Annotated in this window: 23 protein-coding genes; 11 read left to right on the top strand and 12 right to left on the bottom strand. The window is 60.4% G+C overall.

The window, feature by feature from the left end; all coding sequences use genetic code 11:
- The first annotated feature begins 40 nt into the window (after positions 1-40).
- The gene (locus PMI02_RS17605) at positions 41-880 is read left to right on the top strand and encodes a hypothetical protein (RefSeq protein WP_036504339.1); all 840 of its coding nucleotides are present in this window, start codon (positions 41-43) and stop codon (positions 878-880) included.
- On the opposite strand, the gene PMI02_RS17600 is transcribed toward PMI02_RS17605, so the two are convergent.
- Both PMI02_RS17600 and PMI02_RS17595 read right to left on the bottom strand, forming a co-directional pair.
- On the bottom strand, positions 877-1563 hold the full coding sequence (locus tag PMI02_RS17600; protein WP_007685292.1) for a hypothetical protein: 687 nt from the start codon (positions 1561-1563) through the stop codon (positions 877-879). The genes PMI02_RS17605 and PMI02_RS17600 overlap by 4 nt on opposite strands.
- 51 nt (positions 1564-1614) lie before the next feature.
- The gene (locus PMI02_RS17595; RefSeq protein WP_007685290.1) at positions 1615-1815 is read right to left on the bottom strand and encodes a hypothetical protein; all 201 of its coding nucleotides are present in this window, start codon (positions 1813-1815) and stop codon (positions 1615-1617) included.
- A 310-nt stretch (positions 1816-2125) separates the two neighbouring features.
- On the opposite strand from PMI02_RS17595, the gene PMI02_RS17590 reads away from it, so the two are divergent.
- Both PMI02_RS17590 and PMI02_RS17585 read left to right on the top strand, forming a co-directional pair.
- Positions 2126-2674: a sigma factor-like helix-turn-helix DNA-binding protein gene (locus PMI02_RS17590; RefSeq protein ID WP_007685289.1), complete on the top strand. Its 549-nt coding sequence runs from the start codon at positions 2126-2128 to the stop codon at positions 2672-2674.
- 64 nt (positions 2675-2738) lie between these two features.
- Positions 2739-3227: a hypothetical protein gene (locus tag PMI02_RS17585; protein ID WP_007685287.1), complete on the top strand. Its 489-nt coding sequence runs from the start codon at positions 2739-2741 to the stop codon at positions 3225-3227.
- A gap of 9 nt (positions 3228-3236) precedes the next feature.
- Here the strand turns inward: PMI02_RS17585 and PMI02_RS17580 are convergent, their stop codons facing one another.
- A complete protein-coding gene (locus PMI02_RS17580) occupies positions 3237-3803 on the bottom strand; it encodes a UPF0149 family protein (protein ID WP_007685286.1) in 567 nt (188 codons plus the stop codon).
- A 117-nt stretch (positions 3804-3920) separates the two neighbouring features.
- Between PMI02_RS17580 and PMI02_RS27525 the strand changes: the two genes are divergently transcribed.
- The 3 genes from PMI02_RS27525 to PMI02_RS17565 are packed head-to-tail and all read left to right on the top strand — an operon-like array spanning position 3921 to position 5434.
- Positions 3921-4109: a hypothetical protein gene (locus PMI02_RS27525; RefSeq protein WP_036504336.1), complete on the top strand. Its 189-nt coding sequence runs from the start codon at positions 3921-3923 to the stop codon at positions 4107-4109.
- Positions 4110-4112: 3 nt separating this feature from the next.
- Positions 4113-4964: a hypothetical protein gene (locus PMI02_RS17570; protein WP_036504334.1), complete on the top strand. Its 852-nt coding sequence runs from the start codon at positions 4113-4115 to the stop codon at positions 4962-4964.
- On the top strand, positions 4961-5434 hold the full coding sequence (locus tag PMI02_RS17565) for a hypothetical protein (RefSeq protein ID WP_157222575.1): 474 nt from the start codon (positions 4961-4963) through the stop codon (positions 5432-5434). The genes PMI02_RS17570 and PMI02_RS17565 overlap by 4 nt, the downstream gene beginning before the upstream one ends.
- Before the next feature lie 296 nt (positions 5435-5730).
- Here PMI02_RS17565 and PMI02_RS27235 read toward each other — a convergent pair whose 3' ends face one another.
- Positions 5731-6261, bottom strand: coding sequence for a hypothetical protein (locus PMI02_RS27235; protein WP_157222574.1), 531 nt, complete (start codon positions 6259-6261; stop codon positions 5731-5733).
- Positions 6262-6536: 275 nt separating this feature from the next.
- Between PMI02_RS27235 and PMI02_RS27230 the strand changes: the two genes are divergently transcribed.
- On the top strand, positions 6537-7352 hold the full coding sequence (locus PMI02_RS27230) for a hypothetical protein (RefSeq protein WP_157222573.1): 816 nt from the start codon (positions 6537-6539) through the stop codon (positions 7350-7352).
- A gap of 387 nt (positions 7353-7739) precedes the next feature.
- Here the strand turns inward: PMI02_RS27230 and PMI02_RS17560 are convergent, their stop codons facing one another.
- From PMI02_RS17560 to PMI02_RS17550, 3 genes are read right to left on the bottom strand one after another with little or no spacing between them, the layout of a single operon-like run.
- On the bottom strand, positions 7740-8741 hold the full coding sequence (locus tag PMI02_RS17560; RefSeq protein WP_007685280.1) for a site-specific integrase: 1002 nt from the start codon (positions 8739-8741) through the stop codon (positions 7740-7742).
- A 3-nt stretch (positions 8742-8744) separates the two neighbouring features.
- Positions 8745-9137 (bottom strand): type II toxin-antitoxin system VapC family toxin, encoded by a 393-nt coding sequence (locus tag PMI02_RS17555; RefSeq protein WP_007685279.1) that lies wholly within the window; start codon positions 9135-9137, stop codon positions 8745-8747.
- Entirely contained in the window at positions 9121-9369 is a 249-nt protein-coding gene (locus PMI02_RS17550; RefSeq protein ID WP_007685278.1) for an AbrB/MazE/SpoVT family DNA-binding domain-containing protein, read from the bottom strand. Before PMI02_RS17550 ends, PMI02_RS17555 begins: the two co-directional genes overlap by 17 nt.
- Before the next feature lie 288 nt (positions 9370-9657).
- Here PMI02_RS17550 and PMI02_RS17545 point away from each other — a divergent pair, with 288 nt between their 5' ends.
- Together PMI02_RS17545 and PMI02_RS17540 are read left to right on the top strand one after the other, a co-directional pair.
- Positions 9658-9903: an AbrB/MazE/SpoVT family DNA-binding domain-containing protein gene (locus tag PMI02_RS17545; RefSeq protein WP_007685277.1), complete on the top strand. Its 246-nt coding sequence runs from the start codon at positions 9658-9660 to the stop codon at positions 9901-9903.
- Positions 9900-10289: a type II toxin-antitoxin system VapC family toxin gene (locus tag PMI02_RS17540; protein ID WP_007685276.1), complete on the top strand. Its 390-nt coding sequence runs from the start codon at positions 9900-9902 to the stop codon at positions 10287-10289. The genes PMI02_RS17545 and PMI02_RS17540 overlap by 4 nt, the downstream gene beginning before the upstream one ends.
- 604 nt (positions 10290-10893) lie before the next feature.
- Here the strand turns inward: PMI02_RS17540 and PMI02_RS17535 are convergent.
- From PMI02_RS17535 to PMI02_RS17515, 5 genes are read right to left on the bottom strand one after another with little or no spacing between them, the layout of a single operon-like run.
- Positions 10894-11793, bottom strand: a complete 900-nt coding sequence (locus PMI02_RS17535; protein WP_007685275.1) for a copper resistance protein B — start codon at positions 11791-11793, stop codon at positions 10894-10896.
- Positions 11790-13568 carry a copper resistance system multicopper oxidase gene (locus tag PMI02_RS17530; RefSeq protein WP_007685274.1) on the bottom strand — a complete coding sequence of 593 codons (1779 nt, stop codon included), beginning with the start codon at positions 13566-13568 and terminating at the stop codon, positions 11790-11792. The genes PMI02_RS17535 and PMI02_RS17530 overlap by 4 nt, the downstream gene beginning before the upstream one ends.
- 35 nt (positions 13569-13603) lie before the next feature.
- Positions 13604-14185: an RNA polymerase sigma factor gene (locus tag PMI02_RS17525; RefSeq protein WP_007685273.1), complete on the bottom strand. Its 582-nt coding sequence runs from the start codon at positions 14183-14185 to the stop codon at positions 13604-13606.
- Positions 14182-14625: a periplasmic heavy metal sensor gene (locus PMI02_RS17520; RefSeq protein WP_036504386.1), complete on the bottom strand. Its 444-nt coding sequence runs from the start codon at positions 14623-14625 to the stop codon at positions 14182-14184. The genes PMI02_RS17525 and PMI02_RS17520 overlap by 4 nt, the downstream gene beginning before the upstream one ends.
- 5 nt (positions 14626-14630) lie before the next feature.
- Entirely contained in the window at positions 14631-14894 is a 264-nt protein-coding gene (locus tag PMI02_RS17515; protein ID WP_007685270.1) for a hypothetical protein, read from the bottom strand.
- Positions 14895-15039: 145 nt separating this feature from the next.
- Between PMI02_RS17515 and PMI02_RS17510 the strand changes: the two genes are divergently transcribed.
- Positions 15040-15435 (top strand): copper resistance protein CopC, encoded by a 396-nt coding sequence (locus PMI02_RS17510; RefSeq protein ID WP_007685268.1) that lies wholly within the window; start codon positions 15040-15042, stop codon positions 15433-15435.
- 81 nt (positions 15436-15516) lie between these two features.
- Positions 15517-16704, top strand: coding sequence for a PepSY domain-containing protein (locus PMI02_RS17505; RefSeq protein ID WP_007685266.1), 1188 nt, complete (start codon positions 15517-15519; stop codon positions 16702-16704).
- The last annotated feature ends 99 nt before the right edge of the window (positions 16705-16803 follow it).

Here is a 16803-nt window from a genome sequence, read left to right as displayed (position 1 = left end):
CGCGAGCCGTGATGTTTGGGGAAAGGTTTGTTAAGGATGCTTGCAGCTAGAAGCGGTCGGTGATTACGCATTGTCATCAGTCATAGAGGCTAAGATGCCGCAGGCCGCACAGCTCAAGTTTTACCTCGATCTCCGTCGGCGGCTTCTTATGGATGAGTTCGCTCCGGACGAACGGCTTGTCACCAAGACGTTCACCGATACATCGGGGCTCACGCACTCGGCCACGATCGGCGTGCTCAACGCGCTGTCGACCGATGGCTACCTCATCAAGCATAAGCGTAGCTACACGCCTGCAGTCTGGTGCTCGGACAGTATGCTCGAATGCACCGACAGGCTGGAGGTCTTCGTCGAAATCTGTGCCGCAAGGGTCATTCGAGAACGCGGGGTCCGCCTTCAAAAGTTGCAGCAGCTGGCGGGCGTGATGGCGAGTACCGACCCGGCCAATGAGGCGTTCCTTCTGAGCGCGCTTGAGTGGGTGAGCGCACTGTTTGGCGCGGGGGAGCGCCGCACGATCGCGGAGGTCGCTCACAAACTGATCCCGCAGGCATATTACCGCCTTCTATGGCTTTTGCTTATCTCGCACCCGTCCCTGCGCAAAGTGGTCGGCAAAGTGGCTGCTCAGAATGTAAAGGCCTTGGAAGGCGATCTGCCTGGCGTCCGGGAAGGTCAGGTCAAAATCTTCGAGAATGTGCGGCGCGCTCTTGAACTTGGTCTATCTTCGAACCCATCCCTCCGCTTCGATAGAGCGCAGCTCTTGGGGCGTACTGAGGCCCGAGAGCCCGACGTGCGTGGACGAGTGCTAGCCATGTCGCATCCAGTGTATCCATTGTTTCTGCCGGTGGACAGGTGCTCCGGGATCGCGGTTCCGTTGACGGTTTAGCCGCAAAGCGGGACAGCTAGATTCTCCTCCCCCGTCGGCATCGAACGCAGATACGTCGCGGCTCGGGCGGCCGAGACCCCGTCGCCTTTCTTGAGAGCCTCAATCATACTGCAAATCATGTCGCTGATATGCATGGCCGCCCCCGGGTTCTGAGCCATGGACCAGGCATAGGCCGTGCTGGCGTTTGCATATGCGGCGTACTCTCGGAACAGCGGCGGCGCGTTGACGGTGGCGACCAGCACCAGGAATAAACGCTGTACCGCCAAGCACACCTCGAGCAGTTCGTCGTTCTGCGCGTGTTGTTCAATGACGCCGGCGAGGCGTTGCAGTGCCGGCAAGACCGGCTTCATGTCGAGGTAGCGGCACCGGAGAGCAACATTGGCTTCGATCATCGAGAGGTTGTCGAGAGTGCGCGCCCTATCGTGAGGATCGAGGTTGGCCCAGGAAAATTGGGTGAGACTACTTTGAATGAAGCCTGCGCTGCGCAGCGCCGCAAAATGGGCTGCTGCCTCCTCAGCGGTCTCGTCCAGTAGCCTCGCGAGAAGGGCCGGGGTGATGCCGGTGCCGAAGACGTCGCCCTGCGCGATCCGCAATCTCAGGGCCTCCAGCTTCGCATCGTCGCTGGTGCGAAGCTCTTTGGCCGCTTCGCTGTAGAGAGTCTGGATGTCGTCGACGATTTGCATGCCCTTTGCGTATCACAGGGCGCGCCATACGGAAGAGAGGTCCTCGAATTATCAGTCGTCGGGGGCCTGAAGCTCACGGGCGTGTTCGATGATAGGGCCTAGCCTGAAAGCGAGGGGTTCGAGTGGATCGGATGCAAGCACCCTGTCGCATACACGCTCGAGCTCGTCGATCGCCAAGCCTTCCACGCTCTGGGTCAATTCAAAACGATTGTTGGCATCTAGCAGGATTTGAAGATCGTGAAATTGGACCATTTGCGCTCTCCATGCGCTCACAAACAGGGTCTGTGCTTCACCCTCGATGCGTAGAACTGCCCTGTCGGGGACGGGCCGGTCAATTATGGTCGCCGAGTATGTGGTTCTTCCACATACTGGCAAAAAATATAGTCCTAATACCGATGATCAGCATTGCATTCGTTACTAATGGTTAACCCGCCGTTAGTCATGCGCGGTTGAACGGCTTTTCATCTATTGCTCATCCGGCTGTTGGCACTGACGTGTGCGCTCTCTTCCGTTTTCCCGATCGAGGTGCCAAGGAGCTTCGGCGACGTCGAGGCCAGGACCAATGTCGGAAGATAGTGTAGACCAATTTCCGTTGACGACGCCCGAGCAGGCTGCGGAACTGCTTGCCCAGCTTACGCCCAAGCAAGTCGAAGTCTTCGACCTGCTCACTGAGCATCTGACGTCAAAGAGGATCGCCCGGAGGCTGGGGATTCATCCCAATACGATCGACCAGCGGATATCGAAGGTGCGTGATAGGTGGGGGACTGCCGACCGCAAGGACACTGTCAGGCGATACACCGAACTTCAGGCCATATGTGGAAAAACCACATATGTATCGGAGGCAGTCGACTGCCCACCCAAAGCCGTGGAACAGGTCGATGATCCTGTCCTGGACGCCGATATGATCCTGACCGCCGACCCTACAGTGCACTTGCTCCATCGCGACCAAGACCCTCCTTCCTTGGCCGAGCGGCCTTTTGGATTACAGGCGCTGGACGTGAAGCTTGGGAAGTTTGGTCGCTTGGGGCTCGTGCTTTTTCTTGCGATGTGTGTGGCGGTTACGTTTGCGGCGATGCTGGCGATCTCCGACGCCTTGGGCCGGCTGCTTTGATTTTCCGAAATCCGTTGACGGAGCGCCTCGCCGATGCTCGAGGCCTACACCCACAGGTGTCGTCATGACGTTGAGCGATGTCGCCATTCCGTGGGCCACGTTCATGGCGCTCTCGCTCCTCTTCATTTTATGGAAAGGGGGCGCGCCGGAGCGCCTGGGCGTAGCTTCGATCGTCGCGCTGGGTGTGTTCCAACTGACGGTGGAGATGCTGTTTCCAAGCAAGTTCGTGACGGTGGACGTGTCATCGCTCGGTGCCGATCTCATCGGGTTCCTTGGCTTTGGAGCCATTGCGCTCCATGCACGACGGATCTGGCCCCTGTGGGCGACATCGTTCCAGGTGTTGTGCCTCGGTGCTCACTTCGCACGATGGGCTTCGATCTCGATTTCGCGCGAGGCGTACGCGGTCGCCAGGGGCGCGCCGACAGCGCTCGTCATATTGCTGATGCTCGGAGCTACCATGCTGTGCATTCGCGCCCGGAGACGTGGGCAGGTTGATCGGCCGTGGCAAGACTGGGGCGATATTGCGCGGCAACGCAACGCGCCTTTGGGCTGAAGGAGGGCGTTATGCGCCTAGATCGCCCAACTCGACCTTCCGATCATAGAGCACCTGCAACAGGCCGGGGACGAACTCCCAAGATCGAGCCTGAAGCATCTCGAGATCTTGCCGCTTCTCGTGCGCTGCTATGTGGGCCTTGCCGGCATCACCCATCGGACCGACCGCGTGGGTTCCCAGAAGACCAAGAAGGGTGCACTCTGGACTCCCAGCAAGGTGGTATAACCACATATCCAGATCGGAACCCGTTGCCTCAAGAAAGCCCGACGCCCAACCGCTCAGGTCGAACTCGCCGTCCGCAGAGGCGTCCAGCGTAGGGACGTAGGTGTTCTGCCCTGTGGTGAGTGAGGACCGCGCCTCAGCCAGTCGGCTCATAAGCTCCCGTCTGGGTCCCGCTAGCTCGTCGGGAGCACCGTCATTCGTCACCTCAACGCCCAAAATCTCAGCGATCCAGACATCGTCAGTTCTGACCTGCAGGGACACCGCCGCGCCAGCGAGGTAGCCGTCTGCGAGCGAAATACCTGGCCGGTTCTGAGGGTCCTCGCGCTGCCACTCCTGATATGAAATCCACGACATAGATACATGAAAGCGCTGGGAGGCGCTGCGGTCAAGCCATCGAACGTTATCTCGGATTGCAACTGACGGCAGCCATCACGCATTTACTGGAGACGGGAAAGGTACTATCTTCGATCCATGGCAAGCTTTCTAACTCTCGATCAACAGCGCACTGCGGGAGCTGCGGCTCGGAAGGCCGGCGGCTATGATGAGTTGATCCGTCTCGAAAAAGAGCGGAGGATGGCTCAAGGCAAAGGCCAGGTGAAGCGAGATGCTTCTACCGGGCGGGTCATTTTCGCGGCGCAGAAAAAGCCAGTAAGCGCTTAATCCATGGCTTTGACGCTCGGCCTTTTGGCCTGCGTGCTTGTTTTGCTGCCCGGTCTGGCGGTCCTCGCTGCGTTCAACTTCCGAACGCGCAGAGGAGGAGCGCGGCGTCCCGAAATGGCCCTGACCACCATCAGCGCCCTGCTGATCGCGGTCTTCGTCTCGATCATCGTTCATACCGCCGCTTTCACCTTGGCGAGCATCACGATCAGTTTTTGCGCGGCCGTCCATACGCTTGTTCCTGCGCTGGACTATGGCCCCGTCGTAGGAAACCCGATCGCTTCGTTTTTCCAGGCAATCGAAGGCAATCCGATGCCGCTTGCGGATGCCATCGCGCTTTCGGGAACGCTGCTGCTAGAGTGCATCGCCGTGGGCTCTTTCATGATGAGCGACGCCTTCGACCTCGCGTTCGAGCGTCAAGACTTCAATGGGCAAGGTTGGGTGTTCGAGCATGTGACGCGCCCGGCCGAAAACGGCTACACGCCGGTCGGGCATGTCTACACGTCCACCATGAGTGGCAATTACGGCATCGCCTACAAGGGGCCGATCATCGACCTTCGGCAAGGAGACAAGGGCGAAATCCTCTCGATCGCGCTCGCACGCCCGGAACGGTTCCTGTACGAGCTTGGCTCCTCGGAGGAAGCGGGTGCTGCGCGGCGCACCTGGATCGGGAGAGGCAAGCGGACGCCTGAGGAGCCCACCAATCGCGTTCGCCATCATCAGAAAGATTACACCGGAGGCGTTGTCGCCCTCGACGCGCGGGTCATCAACAACGTCGTGGTTCACAGCATCGCGAATTCCTTGCTGGAGGCGATCGACGCGACCGTTCCGGACAGCCTCGACGAAGTTGGCGCGTGAGCGGTTCATTGGGCATGCTCGTCGGATATGCGATCGGCGCACTTCTGGCGATCGCGGCGATGCTCGGCGCTAGCGTGCTGCTTCACGTCACGTTCCTGAGCTTCACGCGCGATCTGTGGATGATCCAATTCGTTTATGCGCAACGACCGCAGCCCGCGCGTTGGATCGGCATCACCCTGGTCGTGGTCCTAATGGCCCTAGGATTAGCGTTGTTTGGACCAAAGACTCAGGCTGTCGTCTTTCCGCTCGTGGCCGTCGGTCCATGGCTCACCGTGAACCTGGTTCGTCTTTACGCGTGGTGGAGCGATGAGGCCGAAACGAAGCGTGCGGCGCTGGAGATCCGCAAGGCCGAAGCTCTGCGGCTGAGTGAGCCGGTTCCGACGCTGGAACAGCGCTTCCCCTGGAGAGAGTACGTATTCGACGTCGCCCGTGTGCGGCAGCAAACGCTGTACGAGCCGCCCCCGATCTGAGTATAGACGCACGCCGACATGTGGGCGAAGGCACCAGTTCGGCTATTCCCGCCAACATTGTGAACATTCCAACGCGCTCGTCCAAATGACCACGGTTGGCCGATTTTGGACTGACGGCTTACGGGGCAGACCAGGCAGATTGCTGCCTGTCGTCTTTCGGGGAAGGGACGCGGTCATAGCTGCCTATCGCCCACCGCCCCAACCACAGCATTCCGCATAGGGTCATCCATCCCTCAACGGAACTGATCCCTTGAAGTATGCACGGATAGAGCCGAATACTTTGAAACCTGAAAGTGCTATCGAGTAACACTATGGTCAGTACCTCCTAGTGGTACGCGAAGGCGTCCGTTCGCTTTAGCTAATTCCTGTGCCCTTCGGGCGACGTCGTTAGACGACGACAGTGGCTGATCGAAATAGAAGGCAGTAGGACCCTCGGTAGGATACGTCACGGGGATCAACGCGACCTGGGTGATCCTTTCTCCACGCTTCCAGTACTTTTGCTGAAGACCGGAAACTCCGCATATTGGAGGCGGAGTAATAACACCTTCCTCGTCTACGCCAAGTTCTCCTTTGGTTCTGGAAATCAGGAACGTGCCCCTGTCATGGTCACCAATGTAAACTTTAATCGCTTTGATGATCTCGGGCTTGTGCCTACGTGCGTCGAAACCCTGAATGACGATGCCGTCGATCACGACGCCGGAGTTCGCAATTCCTTGCGCCCGCTGTTCTTGTTCTCTCTCTTGGTCATAATTCAGTATCGAACATGCCTGCGCGGGCACATGGCCGGTGAGGAAGATCGAGAACGATACCAAAATCTGTTTGAGCACGAGGGCCGACCTCCACTGAGTAAAGGTCCCAACGGTGTCACGTTTCGCGGCAACTAACCACCCATGCTCGCCGTTCCGAGGCGGTGATGCCATCGCGTGGCGACGTGAAGCGGACCAACCGCTTTCAGTCACGTAAATCCACAGCGTCAGCGGCTGTGATGGGTGGGTCGCGGACTGGCGGCTATGATCGAAATTTGCAGCAGTCAACCGATGACAACAAGGTAGGACATCCGCCTCTGAAAGTCTGATAGAAGTGCCACGCGAGGAGATTCGCAATGATGTCCATCGGCTTTTTATTGGCAAGTGCGGTCCTTAGCGAGGCGGGAACTTGCGACCTGATACCGGGGGCAGATGAAGTTTTAAAAGATCGGGCCGTTCGCTGGCTTATCGTTGGCGAGCAGCATGGCACTACAGAAGCCCCCAAGATATTTTCTGATTTGGCATGCTTGGCCGGAACCGCAGGCAGGAAGCCGGTGATCGCTGTCGAGCTTCCAGTTGACGCAACGCAAACGATCCGTGATTTTCTTTCTACGGCAGATGACCGAACTGCCAGAGAACGGCTGCTTTCTCATGAAATTTGGCGCGGACCAATCCATGACGGACGGTCCAGCAAAGGCATGCTGAACCTTCTGGAGCGCTTGCGACGACTGAAGCGAGCCAATATTATCGCCGATGTTATCGCGTTCCAGCCAACTAATTTTGCGTCCGGCGAAGATTACGAAAAAGCGATGGCATTAAACCTTGAAAGGTCTTCCGCTGATGGGATGCTGGTGCTCGCACTAGTGGGCAACATCCATGCCAGACTGACCCGCTTGCAATTTTCGGGAAGATATTATTTGCCAATGGCGGGCCATCTTCCGCGCAGGCAAACCTTGTCCTTCAACATAGGCGATAATGGCGGTGTGCAATGGGCGTGCTTCGCAGACTCATCTGCAAAAAGAGGAATAAAATGCGGCCCGCGCGAGCATGGACCGGCAAGACGCCAATATAATCGCGGCTTTGCGCAAAACGCAGGAGAAGGAAATCCCTATTCCGGCTACCTGAACCTTGGAACACAGACTACAGCGTCAGAGCCAGCGATATTAAAATAGTGATCTGAACGTCTGCATGGAGTAGGATTACGTTGAATATCTGATGGCAACTCTGGAGCGCTAGCCGACGGATAGCTTTTCGACTGTCAGACGGACCGGTCCAACTTGGACGAATGACCGCTTCAGAGCAACGGAACGAGGTCGCTGGATGGCGACAATGGGCGCATTGTAGCTATGGCATAGAGCCTGTTCGAATGGCCGCTTGCCACAACCTTGGTGTGATTGGCAGATAGCATGAGCAGACTGTTCCGTTTGCGAGAGGCGTTGGACAATGGCGAGCACGGTTGCAGACAGTGTGAGCCATGCCTCTCGCCCATTGTCAGCTAATCCGAGCAGGACATCGCTCAATTTGCGAGCAAAGGCCCCTATGCGCGCGAGCGACTACACCTACAGGAAGCCGTCGCCGGCATGGTCGTCGAACATGGCCGCATCGCGCACGTAGTCGGCAACCGTATCGAGAGACTTGTGCCGGCTGTGGTCCTTCATTTTGAACAGGTTGGCACGCCGCGCCGCTGCCTCGGTGAGGAAGCCCGCACGAAGCGAGTGTGCGGAATAGAGTGACGGGTCGAGGTCCGCCGCAGCCGCGGTCGTTTTGACCAGGCGCGCGATCGTCTTGTCGGTGATCGCGGCGCTAGTGGTGACGTCCGAACGGGTCAGGCGCAGGAACACCGGGCCGGTGCGCGCTTTCCCGGTCGCCGGGTCGGGAGACAGCAGATCGGCCGCGTGGAGCCAGTGGCGCAGCAGCGTAACCGGCCTAATGAAGCGGCCTTCGGGGATGGCGATGGTCTGGCCGGCGCCCTCCTGGTCGCGCTTGGACCTGGGGATGGTGATGCGCAGCCCCGTGTTGGTGAATTTGAGATCCTCGAGCCGAAGCGCGGCCAGCTCGGAGCGGCGGAACGCGCCTGCCATTCCCAGCGCCAGGATCGCACGGTCCCGTCGCGCCCGCACCCCCATGCCCTCGATCGTCGCCAACATCGCCTTCAACACATCGGCCTGTACCGGCGACTTCTGGTCTTTCTTCCGCGCATACTTTCGCCGCACGCCGGCGAGCATTCGGGCGATAACCCCGGCATCGTCTCGGGCCGTCGGCGGCGAGAGACCGGCATCCCGGTGATGGTGGGCGATGGCAGCGACGCGGCGACCGATCGTGACCGGCGCGATGCCGGCCTCAGCTTCTACGTGGATGAAAAGGGCCACAATGTCGGGATGCGCCGGCAGCGCCTCGACATTGCGCGCTTCGCAAAAGTCGCAGAACCGCCGCCAGTCGGAAGCGTAAGCTTTCTGGGTGGACGATGCTTTTGAGGCGGCCAGCGTGTCACGCGCCTCCTCGATCTCGGCCGCAATGTCCGCAGGCAAATGCGCAGAAATTGGAAGCAGGTCGTTCGGCACGGCCTATCGGATCAGCTTGATATCAGCGTCGATATGCAGCTTCAGCCAATCGCGGTCCCCTGTGTAAATCGGCACCTGGAGGGTCATGCCGGCCGCGATGCACGCACAATCGCCAAGGCCGATGCCCAGTGGCCGCGCCACCGGAATGAGGCGGCCAGCAAGTGTTGCCGCGTCGCCGTCGAGCGGGACGACCTTCAGGCCGAGGCGGCCGATCGCAGACGTAATCCGCTCGTCCGGCACGCCCTTCGCGAGAAGGACGCCGATGACCTCGGCCAAGTTGACACTGCAGATGCCCGCACCAGCGAGTACTTGGTCTTCATCGAGCTGGTGGGGTTCTCCGCGAATGAAGGCGAGCACCGTGGAACTATCCAGCAGGCTTTCAATCACGGGCGGCATCTTCCACGCGCATCGCTTTTAATTCCGCCTGCAGATCGACCTCAGGGTCGAGATACGGCGCAAGCATGGCCCGAACGGCTTCGAGTGTCTTGGACGGGCGGCGCACCGAAAGCGTACCATCCCGCAATTCGAGGTTAAGCGTCTCGCCGCCCGAAAGCTTCATCTCGCGGCGCAGCTGTGCCGGTATCTGGATGCGCCCGTCCGGCATAACTTTAACGCTATGAACTGCCATGACGTGAACCTCCGATAACCCAACTATTGAACCGATTGTGCATTCTACCATTGAGCCAACTGAGAATGCAACTGTGCGATTCCACAGGCCCCCTCTTGTGTCCGAGAATCATCGTTATCGGACGTTGCGGGTTATCGCAAGGATCGGTGTTACCGGAAAATCGTCCTCGCCTAATCCGCAGAGACGTGTCAAACCGCCATGGTTATACCATAACACAGCCGACGTGGCGCATGACAGTAAGTTGTGCTATCGAGGCCGCTAGGGCATTTCATTCTAAGCGAGTTGTCGATGACGCTTCAGGTCAACATTACGCCAAATGGCCGCATGAGCTTACCTGCTGACGTGCGGAAGCGCCTCGGGCTAACCAGCGGCGGCGCGGTCTTTCTCGAGGAGACGGACGATGGCGTTGTTCTCAGGACTGCAGCTCAGGCCGTGGCGCGCGCGCAGGCGTTAGCCAAGCAATACACGGGCGACAATCCTGATGCTGGCGTCGATAGCTTTCTTGCCCGCCGCCGTGAGGACAGCGGCGAATGAGTGATTTCATTCTCGATGCTTCCGCGCTGATCGCCATGCTGAAACAAGAAAAAGGTGCGACCAAGGTCGCCAAGGCGATCGCCTCCGCCCGCATGAGCGTCGTGAATTATGCCGAAGTCGTCAGCCATTACGCCCACCTGGGCATGCCCTCGGCCGCGATCGACGCCATGCTCGATCCCCTACCGATCGCGATCGTTCCGGCCGATCACGCCACCTCGCGGATCGCGGGGCGCCTGCGTTCGGTGACCGCGAGCGCCGGGTTGTCGCTCGGCGATCGGTATTGCCTTGCCCTCGCCCAGCGCGACGGTCTTCCCGCTTGGACCAGTGACTCGCAATGGAACCTAGTAGGGCAAGACGCGGGTGTGAAGGTCGTTCAGATCCGGTAGGTTCGATGGTCTCCCCCGCGCCAGGGAGCGTCCGTGAAACACCACGAATTTGGGGTCGATATCCTGTTATCATACGTTGCCGGGTGGATCGAGACCGGTAATGCCAAGCAGTCGTTTCGAGCATCCATCACGTCCTTATGCAATGGCAACGGACCGGTAGCATGCTTTTTGCCGTGGTGACCGGAGCAAAGATCCGGGATGTTACCTACCCACGCGTCTGGGAGGCCATTGAGGGGTTTCCCAGTGATCCTAAGCGGACTCGGTGGCAACGGTGGATTTCGAAGAAGATACCGGGAATTATTCAGCCCTGGTGACGGTCTCTAGCGAATCGTCCGCTCAACGTTTGTTGCGTGAGCTGCAGCTTCTCCTGAAGAGCTGCCGGCACCCACGCGAACACCACGGGCTACTGCCCTTCCGTTGCTTAACGGCATGACCAAGAGCCAAGGCACCTGACAAAATCGGCGGCCGATCTCGTTCGGCGATTCTCACAATCTTCGATAGCGCGAGAATCCGCTAGCACGCGGCTCCTGACAGATCTGCGCGACGATACCGCGAGATGTAATGCAAATGCTAATGTGCGCGTTCAGGCTTGCGAGCGGGGCTGTCAAAACCAGAAGCGCGTTCCCAATACTAGACTGGTGCTTGAAGCTCTGTCACCTTGGAGATGCGCGAAGCGCGCGGTATCTCCGAAGCTCCTTTCCCAATTTACCCCGACGTAGGGCGCGAACTCGTGCGTGATCTCGTAACGAAGCCGCAGGCCCAGCTCGACCTCGCTTAGGCCTGACCCGATCCCGAGTTCAGGCACGTCCTGCGCGGCGATGTTAATTTCGGCGGCAGGCTGTAGGATCAGGCGCTGCGAAACGCGCAAGTCGTAACTGCCCTCGAGGCGGACATGCAGGTCGCCCCGGTCGGATATGAACGCCTGGGTCCCCAGTTCGAACCAATACGGGGCCAGCCCCTCGATCCCGATCGTAGCATAAGTCCGCTGCGGACCGGCACGAACATCATGCCGTACGCCGGCCTCGAGATTGAACCAGGGGCCCACTGCGTGGCGATACAACGCCTGAATTTCGGCACGATCCAGGCGGCCGCCGATGTCGCCCTCGCCTTCGGTCTTGAAGGCCAGGCGGTCGATGTCGCCGCCTATCCAGCCTTCGCCTTCCCAATGGTATCCATCACCGTTCCGAGCGGCGCGATACTCTAGTCGGTCAATCATCAATTTTGAGAAAGTCATGCCGCCGTTCTCCCGGGTCATCGCGTTGCGAGCACTGCTCATGACATCGGGGTCGTAAAAGGCATCTGCGGCGTGATCTGCGGGAACGGATGGCGCTTCGCCCGTCGGAATCTCCGGGTCCGCCTCCACGCCGTGCTCGGCATGGATTTCGCCCTCCGGATTGACGCCCTGTCCGTCATTCCCATGATCCATCGCTTCAATGTCTTGCGCGAGAACCGGAAGCGGCAGCGCCGCCAGCAATAGGCCAGCGGCGTGAACCAGCATCTTCATGCCTCGGCCTCCCCATGTCGTACGGTGACGACGCGCATCATCCCGGCGTGCATGTGCATCAGCATGTGACAGTGGAAGGCCCAGTCGCCGAGCGCGTCGGCGGTCAGGTCAAAGCTGATCTTACCGCCCGGCAGGACGTTCACCGTATGCTTCACGGGATTGTGCGCGCCTGCCCCCGTCACCAGCTGGAAGAAGTGACCGTGCAAGTGGATCGGGTGCGGCATCATCGTGTCGTTGATCAGATTGACGCGGACCCGCTCCATGTGACGGAACGGGATCGGTGCGGCGCCGTCGGACAGCTTCACGCCATCGAACGACCACATGTAGCGTTCCATGTTGGCGGTTAGATGGATGTCGAGCGTCCGTGTCGGTATGCGGGTGTCGGCGAAAGGTTCGAGTGACCGCAGATCGCCATACGTCAGGACGCGGTGATCGACCTCTTCCAGTCCGGTCGGGCGATCGGCGGTCCGGTCGGCCGGCATGGGCGATAGGGTTGCCACGCCCGGTCCCATGGCCACTGTCGGCGCCACGGAACGGTCCCGCATATTCATCGAATGGCCGGCCATGCTTTCGTTCGCAGGCTGGCTGAGGTCGATCGCTCCGCCGTTGCCCATGTCCATGCCGGACATGTCCATGCCCATGTCCTTCATCCCGAGCAGTGGCCTTTGGCGCCGCGCCGGGATCTCTGCCGTCATGCCGGGACGCGGAGCTAAGGTCGCGCGCACCAGCCCCGAGCGGTCGATGGCTTCCGCAACCAGCGCGTAAGGGACCGCCTCGGTAGGGCGAACCACAACGTCGTACGTTTCGGCAATGCCGATCTGGAACTCGTCCGTGTCGACCGGTTGGACGTTCTGGCCGTCGCACTGGACCACGGTCATTACGAGACCCGGGATTCGCACGTTGAAGTTTGTCATTGCGGAGGCGTTGATGATCCGCAGCCGCACGCGTTCGCCCGGGTGGAACAGGCCGGTCCAGTTTTCCGCCGTGCCGTGACCGTTGACCAGATAGCTGTAGGTCGCCCCTGTCACGTCGGAGATGTCGGTCGGGTCCATGCGCATGGCGCCCCACGCGAGGCGATCATGTAGCTTCTGGTCGCGCCCGGCAAGCAGGCCACCCAGCGTCTGGCGCTGCATGTTGTAGTAGCCGCCCATTTGCTTGAGCCGCTTGAGTTGAACGTGCGGATGCACCGGGCTCCAGTCGGACAGCACGATCACATGCTCGCGCTCGCTGCGCACCGGGTCCTCACCGGCCGGATCGACGATCAGCGGGCCGTAGAGACCCTCGGCCTCCTGCATGCCGGAATGGCTGTGATACCAGTAGGTGCCGGCCTGCCGGAGCGTGAAGTCGTAGGTGAACGTCTGGCCTGACCGAATGCCGGGGAAGCTGACACCGGGCACGCCGTCCATTTGGAACGGCACGATGAGCCCATGCCAGTGGACCGATGTGTCCACATCTAGGCGATTGGTGACGGCGAGCCGAACCCGCTGTCCTTCGCGCAAGCGGATCAGCGGCGCGGGAAGGCTGCCGTTGACGGTAATCGCGTGGCCGGACCTGCCGCCGGTTGCGAAATAGCTTGTGCCGATGTCTAAGCTAATCTCGTCGCCGGTTAGGACTCCGTTACCGCGATGAACATTCCCGATCCCGCCATGGACGCCCACCGTGGTGCTGCGTGCCCACGACGGAACGGCGGGCGCAGCAGCAAGCATGGCGCCCAGCCCACCCAGCGAGCGGACCAAAGTGCGGCGATCGATATTGACAGGCGAACCAGATGGCATGGGAAATAGGTCTTCCGCGGCGGGGGTGATGCTTTCTATACGCGGGTGCCGCCACCATCCCTCAACAGTTGGTTCAACTTATTGCGCGCGCGATAGAGCCGGGTCTCCACCGCTTTTTCGCTGATGCCGAGTACTCGCGCGGCCTCGGCCTGGCTCAGATCTTCGATTGCACGTAGGATCAAGACATCCTTCAGATTTGCCGGCAAAGCAGCGATAGCGGCGTTGACCCGTGCCAGTTCCGCACGCGCACCGACGACCTCTTCCGGCGATGGATCAGCGTCGGCCACGGTGGCGGCCTCGTCGATCGGCAAGGCAAAAGCGAAGAGGCGGCGTACGGCTCGCCGGCGCCCCCAATCGTGGCACTTGTTTATGGCGATCCGAGCGATCCACAGCCGAAAGGGCCGCGAACGATCGTACCTATCGAGCGCGGCGAACGCCGAAATGAAGGTTTCCTGTGTGATGTCCAACGCCTGGGTCGCATCGGCGACATGACTGCAAGCGACCCGGTACACCGTGCTGCGGTGCCGGCGCATTAGCTGAGCGAAGGCGGCCTCCTGCCCGGCGAGCGCGCGTTCCGCCAGTTCGGCGTCGGTCTGATCGGCGGCGGGTACGATCACTTCGCTGTGGCGGTCAGGACCTCGGTCACGACGGTGTCGAACTTGGCGGCCTGATCCGCACGCAATTCGGCGCGTACTGCGAAGATGTGCTTGAGCGTCTCTTTCTGCAACGTTCCCATGACGTAGTGCATATGGTCCACCACACCGCTGACGCTGGGCCCATAGCCATGCTCGGTCACGATGGCGCGCGCGAGCCGGGCGTTGTCGCTGCGCATTTGGGCTTCCAGTTCGGCCCGGCGGGCAAGGAAGTCAGCTTCCAGCTTGTCGATGCGCTGTTCCTGTTGCGGATCGAGGTCCAGCTCTTTGTGGATTAGGGCATGAACTTCGCTTTCAGTCCTTGGCTGGGCCGGGATCCAGGTCCGTGTGACCAGCACAGCGGCGAGCGCTGCCAGAAACGCAATCATCGCGACCAGTGCATACCCGCCTATACGCTTGCCCATCGCCATTACCCGAGTAGCCTCGACGGCGCATAGTCGGACATGCCCACCATGGCGGGCCTGACGTCATGGCCCGGCCCGGTGTCCGCAAGGACCCCGCCGAAGACGCCAACGCTGATGGCGACGACGCCCGCAAGGGCCAACCTGCCCCGCGACGACGCCCTCGCGCGGCGCGACGCGACGCCCGCAAAAACGGCGCTCTCCATGCCCGCCAAGCGCGGATCGACCGGCATTGCCCGGACTTTTCCGAGCAGTTCGTCAAGCTCCGTCATGACTTCACTCCATCTCCATATGTCTAGGTACGCAGCACCGGCGCCAAACCCTTCGAAAAAAATCCCCAAGGCGTGAGGGGTAGGCTTTCTCCCATGCGTATGCCTTTCCAATACCACTTTGCCATCACAACTTTGGAGAATTCTCGTGCATCGCATCTTGCTTGCCGCCGCCGTTGCCACCGCTCTTCCCATTGGCATCGTGCCATCAGCCGCGTCAGCTGCGTCCGGCCATGTCAACCTCGTCGCGGCGTCACCTGCGGCGGGCTCCACGGTTGCGAAGCCGACGCGGGTGACCCTGACTTTTTCCGAGCCGCTGGCCGCTGGATCGAGCGGCGCCGACCTTACGATGACCGGGATGCCAGGCATGGCCAACCACGCGCCGATGCCGCTCAAGGGTTTCAAGACGACCGTCGAAGGCGGCAAGGTGCTCGTCCTGACGTTCCCGCGCGCCCTTCCCGCTGGCTCGTATGACCTGAACTGGCATGTCGCGAATGCCCAACAGCACAAGAGCACGGGGAAATACAGCTTCTCGGTCAAGTAAGCCCCGCGTCGCAAGCAGGGGTATCAAGCCCGGTGGTCGTAGCTTCGGCACGACACCGGGCGCCAAAGGGGGTAAACGGCGATGCGTCGCACAGCGATCAAGATCCATTTGTGGCTGGGCCTTACCCTTGGCCTGCTTTGGGCCATCCAGGGGACGACGGGAGCCCTCTACGTCTTTGCGCGTGAGTACGACCGGTTGGAAATGCCCAAGGTCGTTCATGGGCCGCCGGCCTCCCTGGATGATGTTCTTGCTGCGGCAAGGCAAGTCGCCGGCGCTGCGCGCATCGAGCGACTGGCCATGACGGATGGCAAGCGCGACCTGATCGACGTCTATTACCACGATGCGAAAGGCGATCTCGTCTCCGCGCAATTGGATGCCTCATCCGGGAAACGCGTCGGAGCCCGACCGTTGGAGCCGGCGACGCCCTGGGCGGGGTCGGTTACGCGGTGGATCTATATGATCCACATGAGGCTCAACGCGGGGGCCCCCGGCGAACTCATCATCGCCATCTCGGGCCTGTTCCTGCTCAGCGCTTCGGCGCTTGGTTTGTGGATCGGGTGGCCGCGCGCACGCATGTGGCGCAAGACCTTCGCCGCTGGTCAATGGCGTAGCCCTGACCAGAGACTGTATGGATGGCACCGTGCGGTCGGCCTGCTTGCCGCAATGGCGCTGATTGTGATGGGCGGCACGGGGTTCATGCTGAACACCTCGGTGGTAGAAGACCTGCTGCAAAAAATCGTCCCTTTTCACAAGCTGGTGGGCGGGATGCATCATGCCGGAATGGCGGGGATGATGCATCCCGATGACGCCCCGCATCTCTCTGCCCAGCAGGCACTAGAAATCGCGACGGCACGCATCCCCGACGGCCAGTGGGTCCGGGTGTTCATGCCCAATCCGGACCAGCATTTCTATTCGGTCCGCCTGCATCGACCGGCTGAAACGCGCGCATGGCTCGGTGCCACGTCCGTTGTCGTAGATAGCGACACCGGCGAAGTCGTGGACGTCTACGACGCGGTCAACGCGCCGCTAGCGAACAGGGTCATGGACGCCGTCTTCGCGGTCCATTCGGGCGAGATCGGCGGCTTACCCGGCAGGATGCTTGTTCTTCTGGTCGGGCTTTCGCTGCCCTTTTTCTATGTCACCGGCGTTTGGGCATGGTTTCGGAAAGCAAAGCGGAAACGCAACTCGGCACGGAGAAAGGCGGGCACAGTTCCGATAGCCAGGCCTAACAGTCTCGATACCGGCGAGGCTTCAGCTCATTCCGCATGACTACCCGTTCCTGCTGGCATTCGAATTGCTGAACGCTGTGGCCACCCACAGTTCCGATCGCCGCCTGCAAAACCAGGCAACTGTTACCTCGCGTGTGCA

This window comes from Novosphingobium sp. AP12, assembly GCF_000281975.1.
Taxonomy (GTDB): domain Bacteria; phylum Pseudomonadota; class Alphaproteobacteria; order Sphingomonadales; family Sphingomonadaceae; genus Novosphingobium.
The sequence above is the reverse complement of the archived record's forward strand: the minus strand, read 5'-3'. Positions and strand labels throughout refer to the sequence as shown.

Bases quoted from the DNA above. Each gene is read 5' to 3' on its own strand.
- PMI02_RS17600 (WP_007685292.1), bottom strand. From the start codon at position 1,563: ATGCAAATCGTCGACGACATCCAGACTCTCTACAGCGAAGCGGCCAAA.
- PMI02_RS17595 (WP_007685290.1), bottom strand. From the start codon at position 1,815: ATGGTCCAATTTCACGATCTTCAAATCCTGCTAGATGCCAACAATCGT.
- PMI02_RS17590 (WP_007685289.1), top strand. From the start codon at position 2,126: ATGTCGGAAGATAGTGTAGACCAATTTCCGTTGACGACGCCCGAGCAG.
- PMI02_RS17585 (WP_007685287.1), top strand. From the start codon at position 2,739: ATGACGTTGAGCGATGTCGCCATTCCGTGGGCCACGTTCATGGCGCTC.
- PMI02_RS17580 (WP_007685286.1), bottom strand. From the start codon at position 3,803: ATGTCGTGGATTTCATATCAGGAGTGGCAGCGCGAGGACCCTCAGAAC.
- PMI02_RS27525 (WP_036504336.1), top strand. From the start codon at position 3,921: ATGGCAAGCTTTCTAACTCTCGATCAACAGCGCACTGCGGGAGCTGCG.
- PMI02_RS17570 (WP_036504334.1), top strand. From the start codon at position 4,113: ATGGCTTTGACGCTCGGCCTTTTGGCCTGCGTGCTTGTTTTGCTGCCC.
- PMI02_RS27230 (WP_157222573.1), top strand. From the start codon at position 6,537: ATGATGTCCATCGGCTTTTTATTGGCAAGTGCGGTCCTTAGCGAGGCG.
- PMI02_RS17555 (WP_007685279.1), bottom strand. From the start codon at position 9,137: ATGCCGCCCGTGATTGAAAGCCTGCTGGATAGTTCCACGGTGCTCGCC.
- PMI02_RS17550 (WP_007685278.1), bottom strand. From the start codon at position 9,369: ATGGCAGTTCATAGCGTTAAAGTTATGCCGGACGGGCGCATCCAGATA.
- PMI02_RS17545 (WP_007685277.1), top strand. From the start codon at position 9,658: ATGACGCTTCAGGTCAACATTACGCCAAATGGCCGCATGAGCTTACCT.
- PMI02_RS17540 (WP_007685276.1), top strand. From the start codon at position 9,900: ATGAGTGATTTCATTCTCGATGCTTCCGCGCTGATCGCCATGCTGAAA.
- PMI02_RS17535 (WP_007685275.1), bottom strand. From the start codon at position 11,793: ATGAAGATGCTGGTTCACGCCGCTGGCCTATTGCTGGCGGCGCTGCCG.
- PMI02_RS17530 (WP_007685274.1), bottom strand. From the start codon at position 13,568: ATGCCATCTGGTTCGCCTGTCAATATCGATCGCCGCACTTTGGTCCGC.
- PMI02_RS17520 (WP_036504386.1), bottom strand. From the start codon at position 14,625: ATGGGCAAGCGTATAGGCGGGTATGCACTGGTCGCGATGATTGCGTTT.
- PMI02_RS17515 (WP_007685270.1), bottom strand. From the start codon at position 14,894: ATGACGGAGCTTGACGAACTGCTCGGAAAAGTCCGGGCAATGCCGGTC.
- PMI02_RS17505 (WP_007685266.1), top strand. From the start codon at position 15,517: ATGCGTCGCACAGCGATCAAGATCCATTTGTGGCTGGGCCTTACCCTT.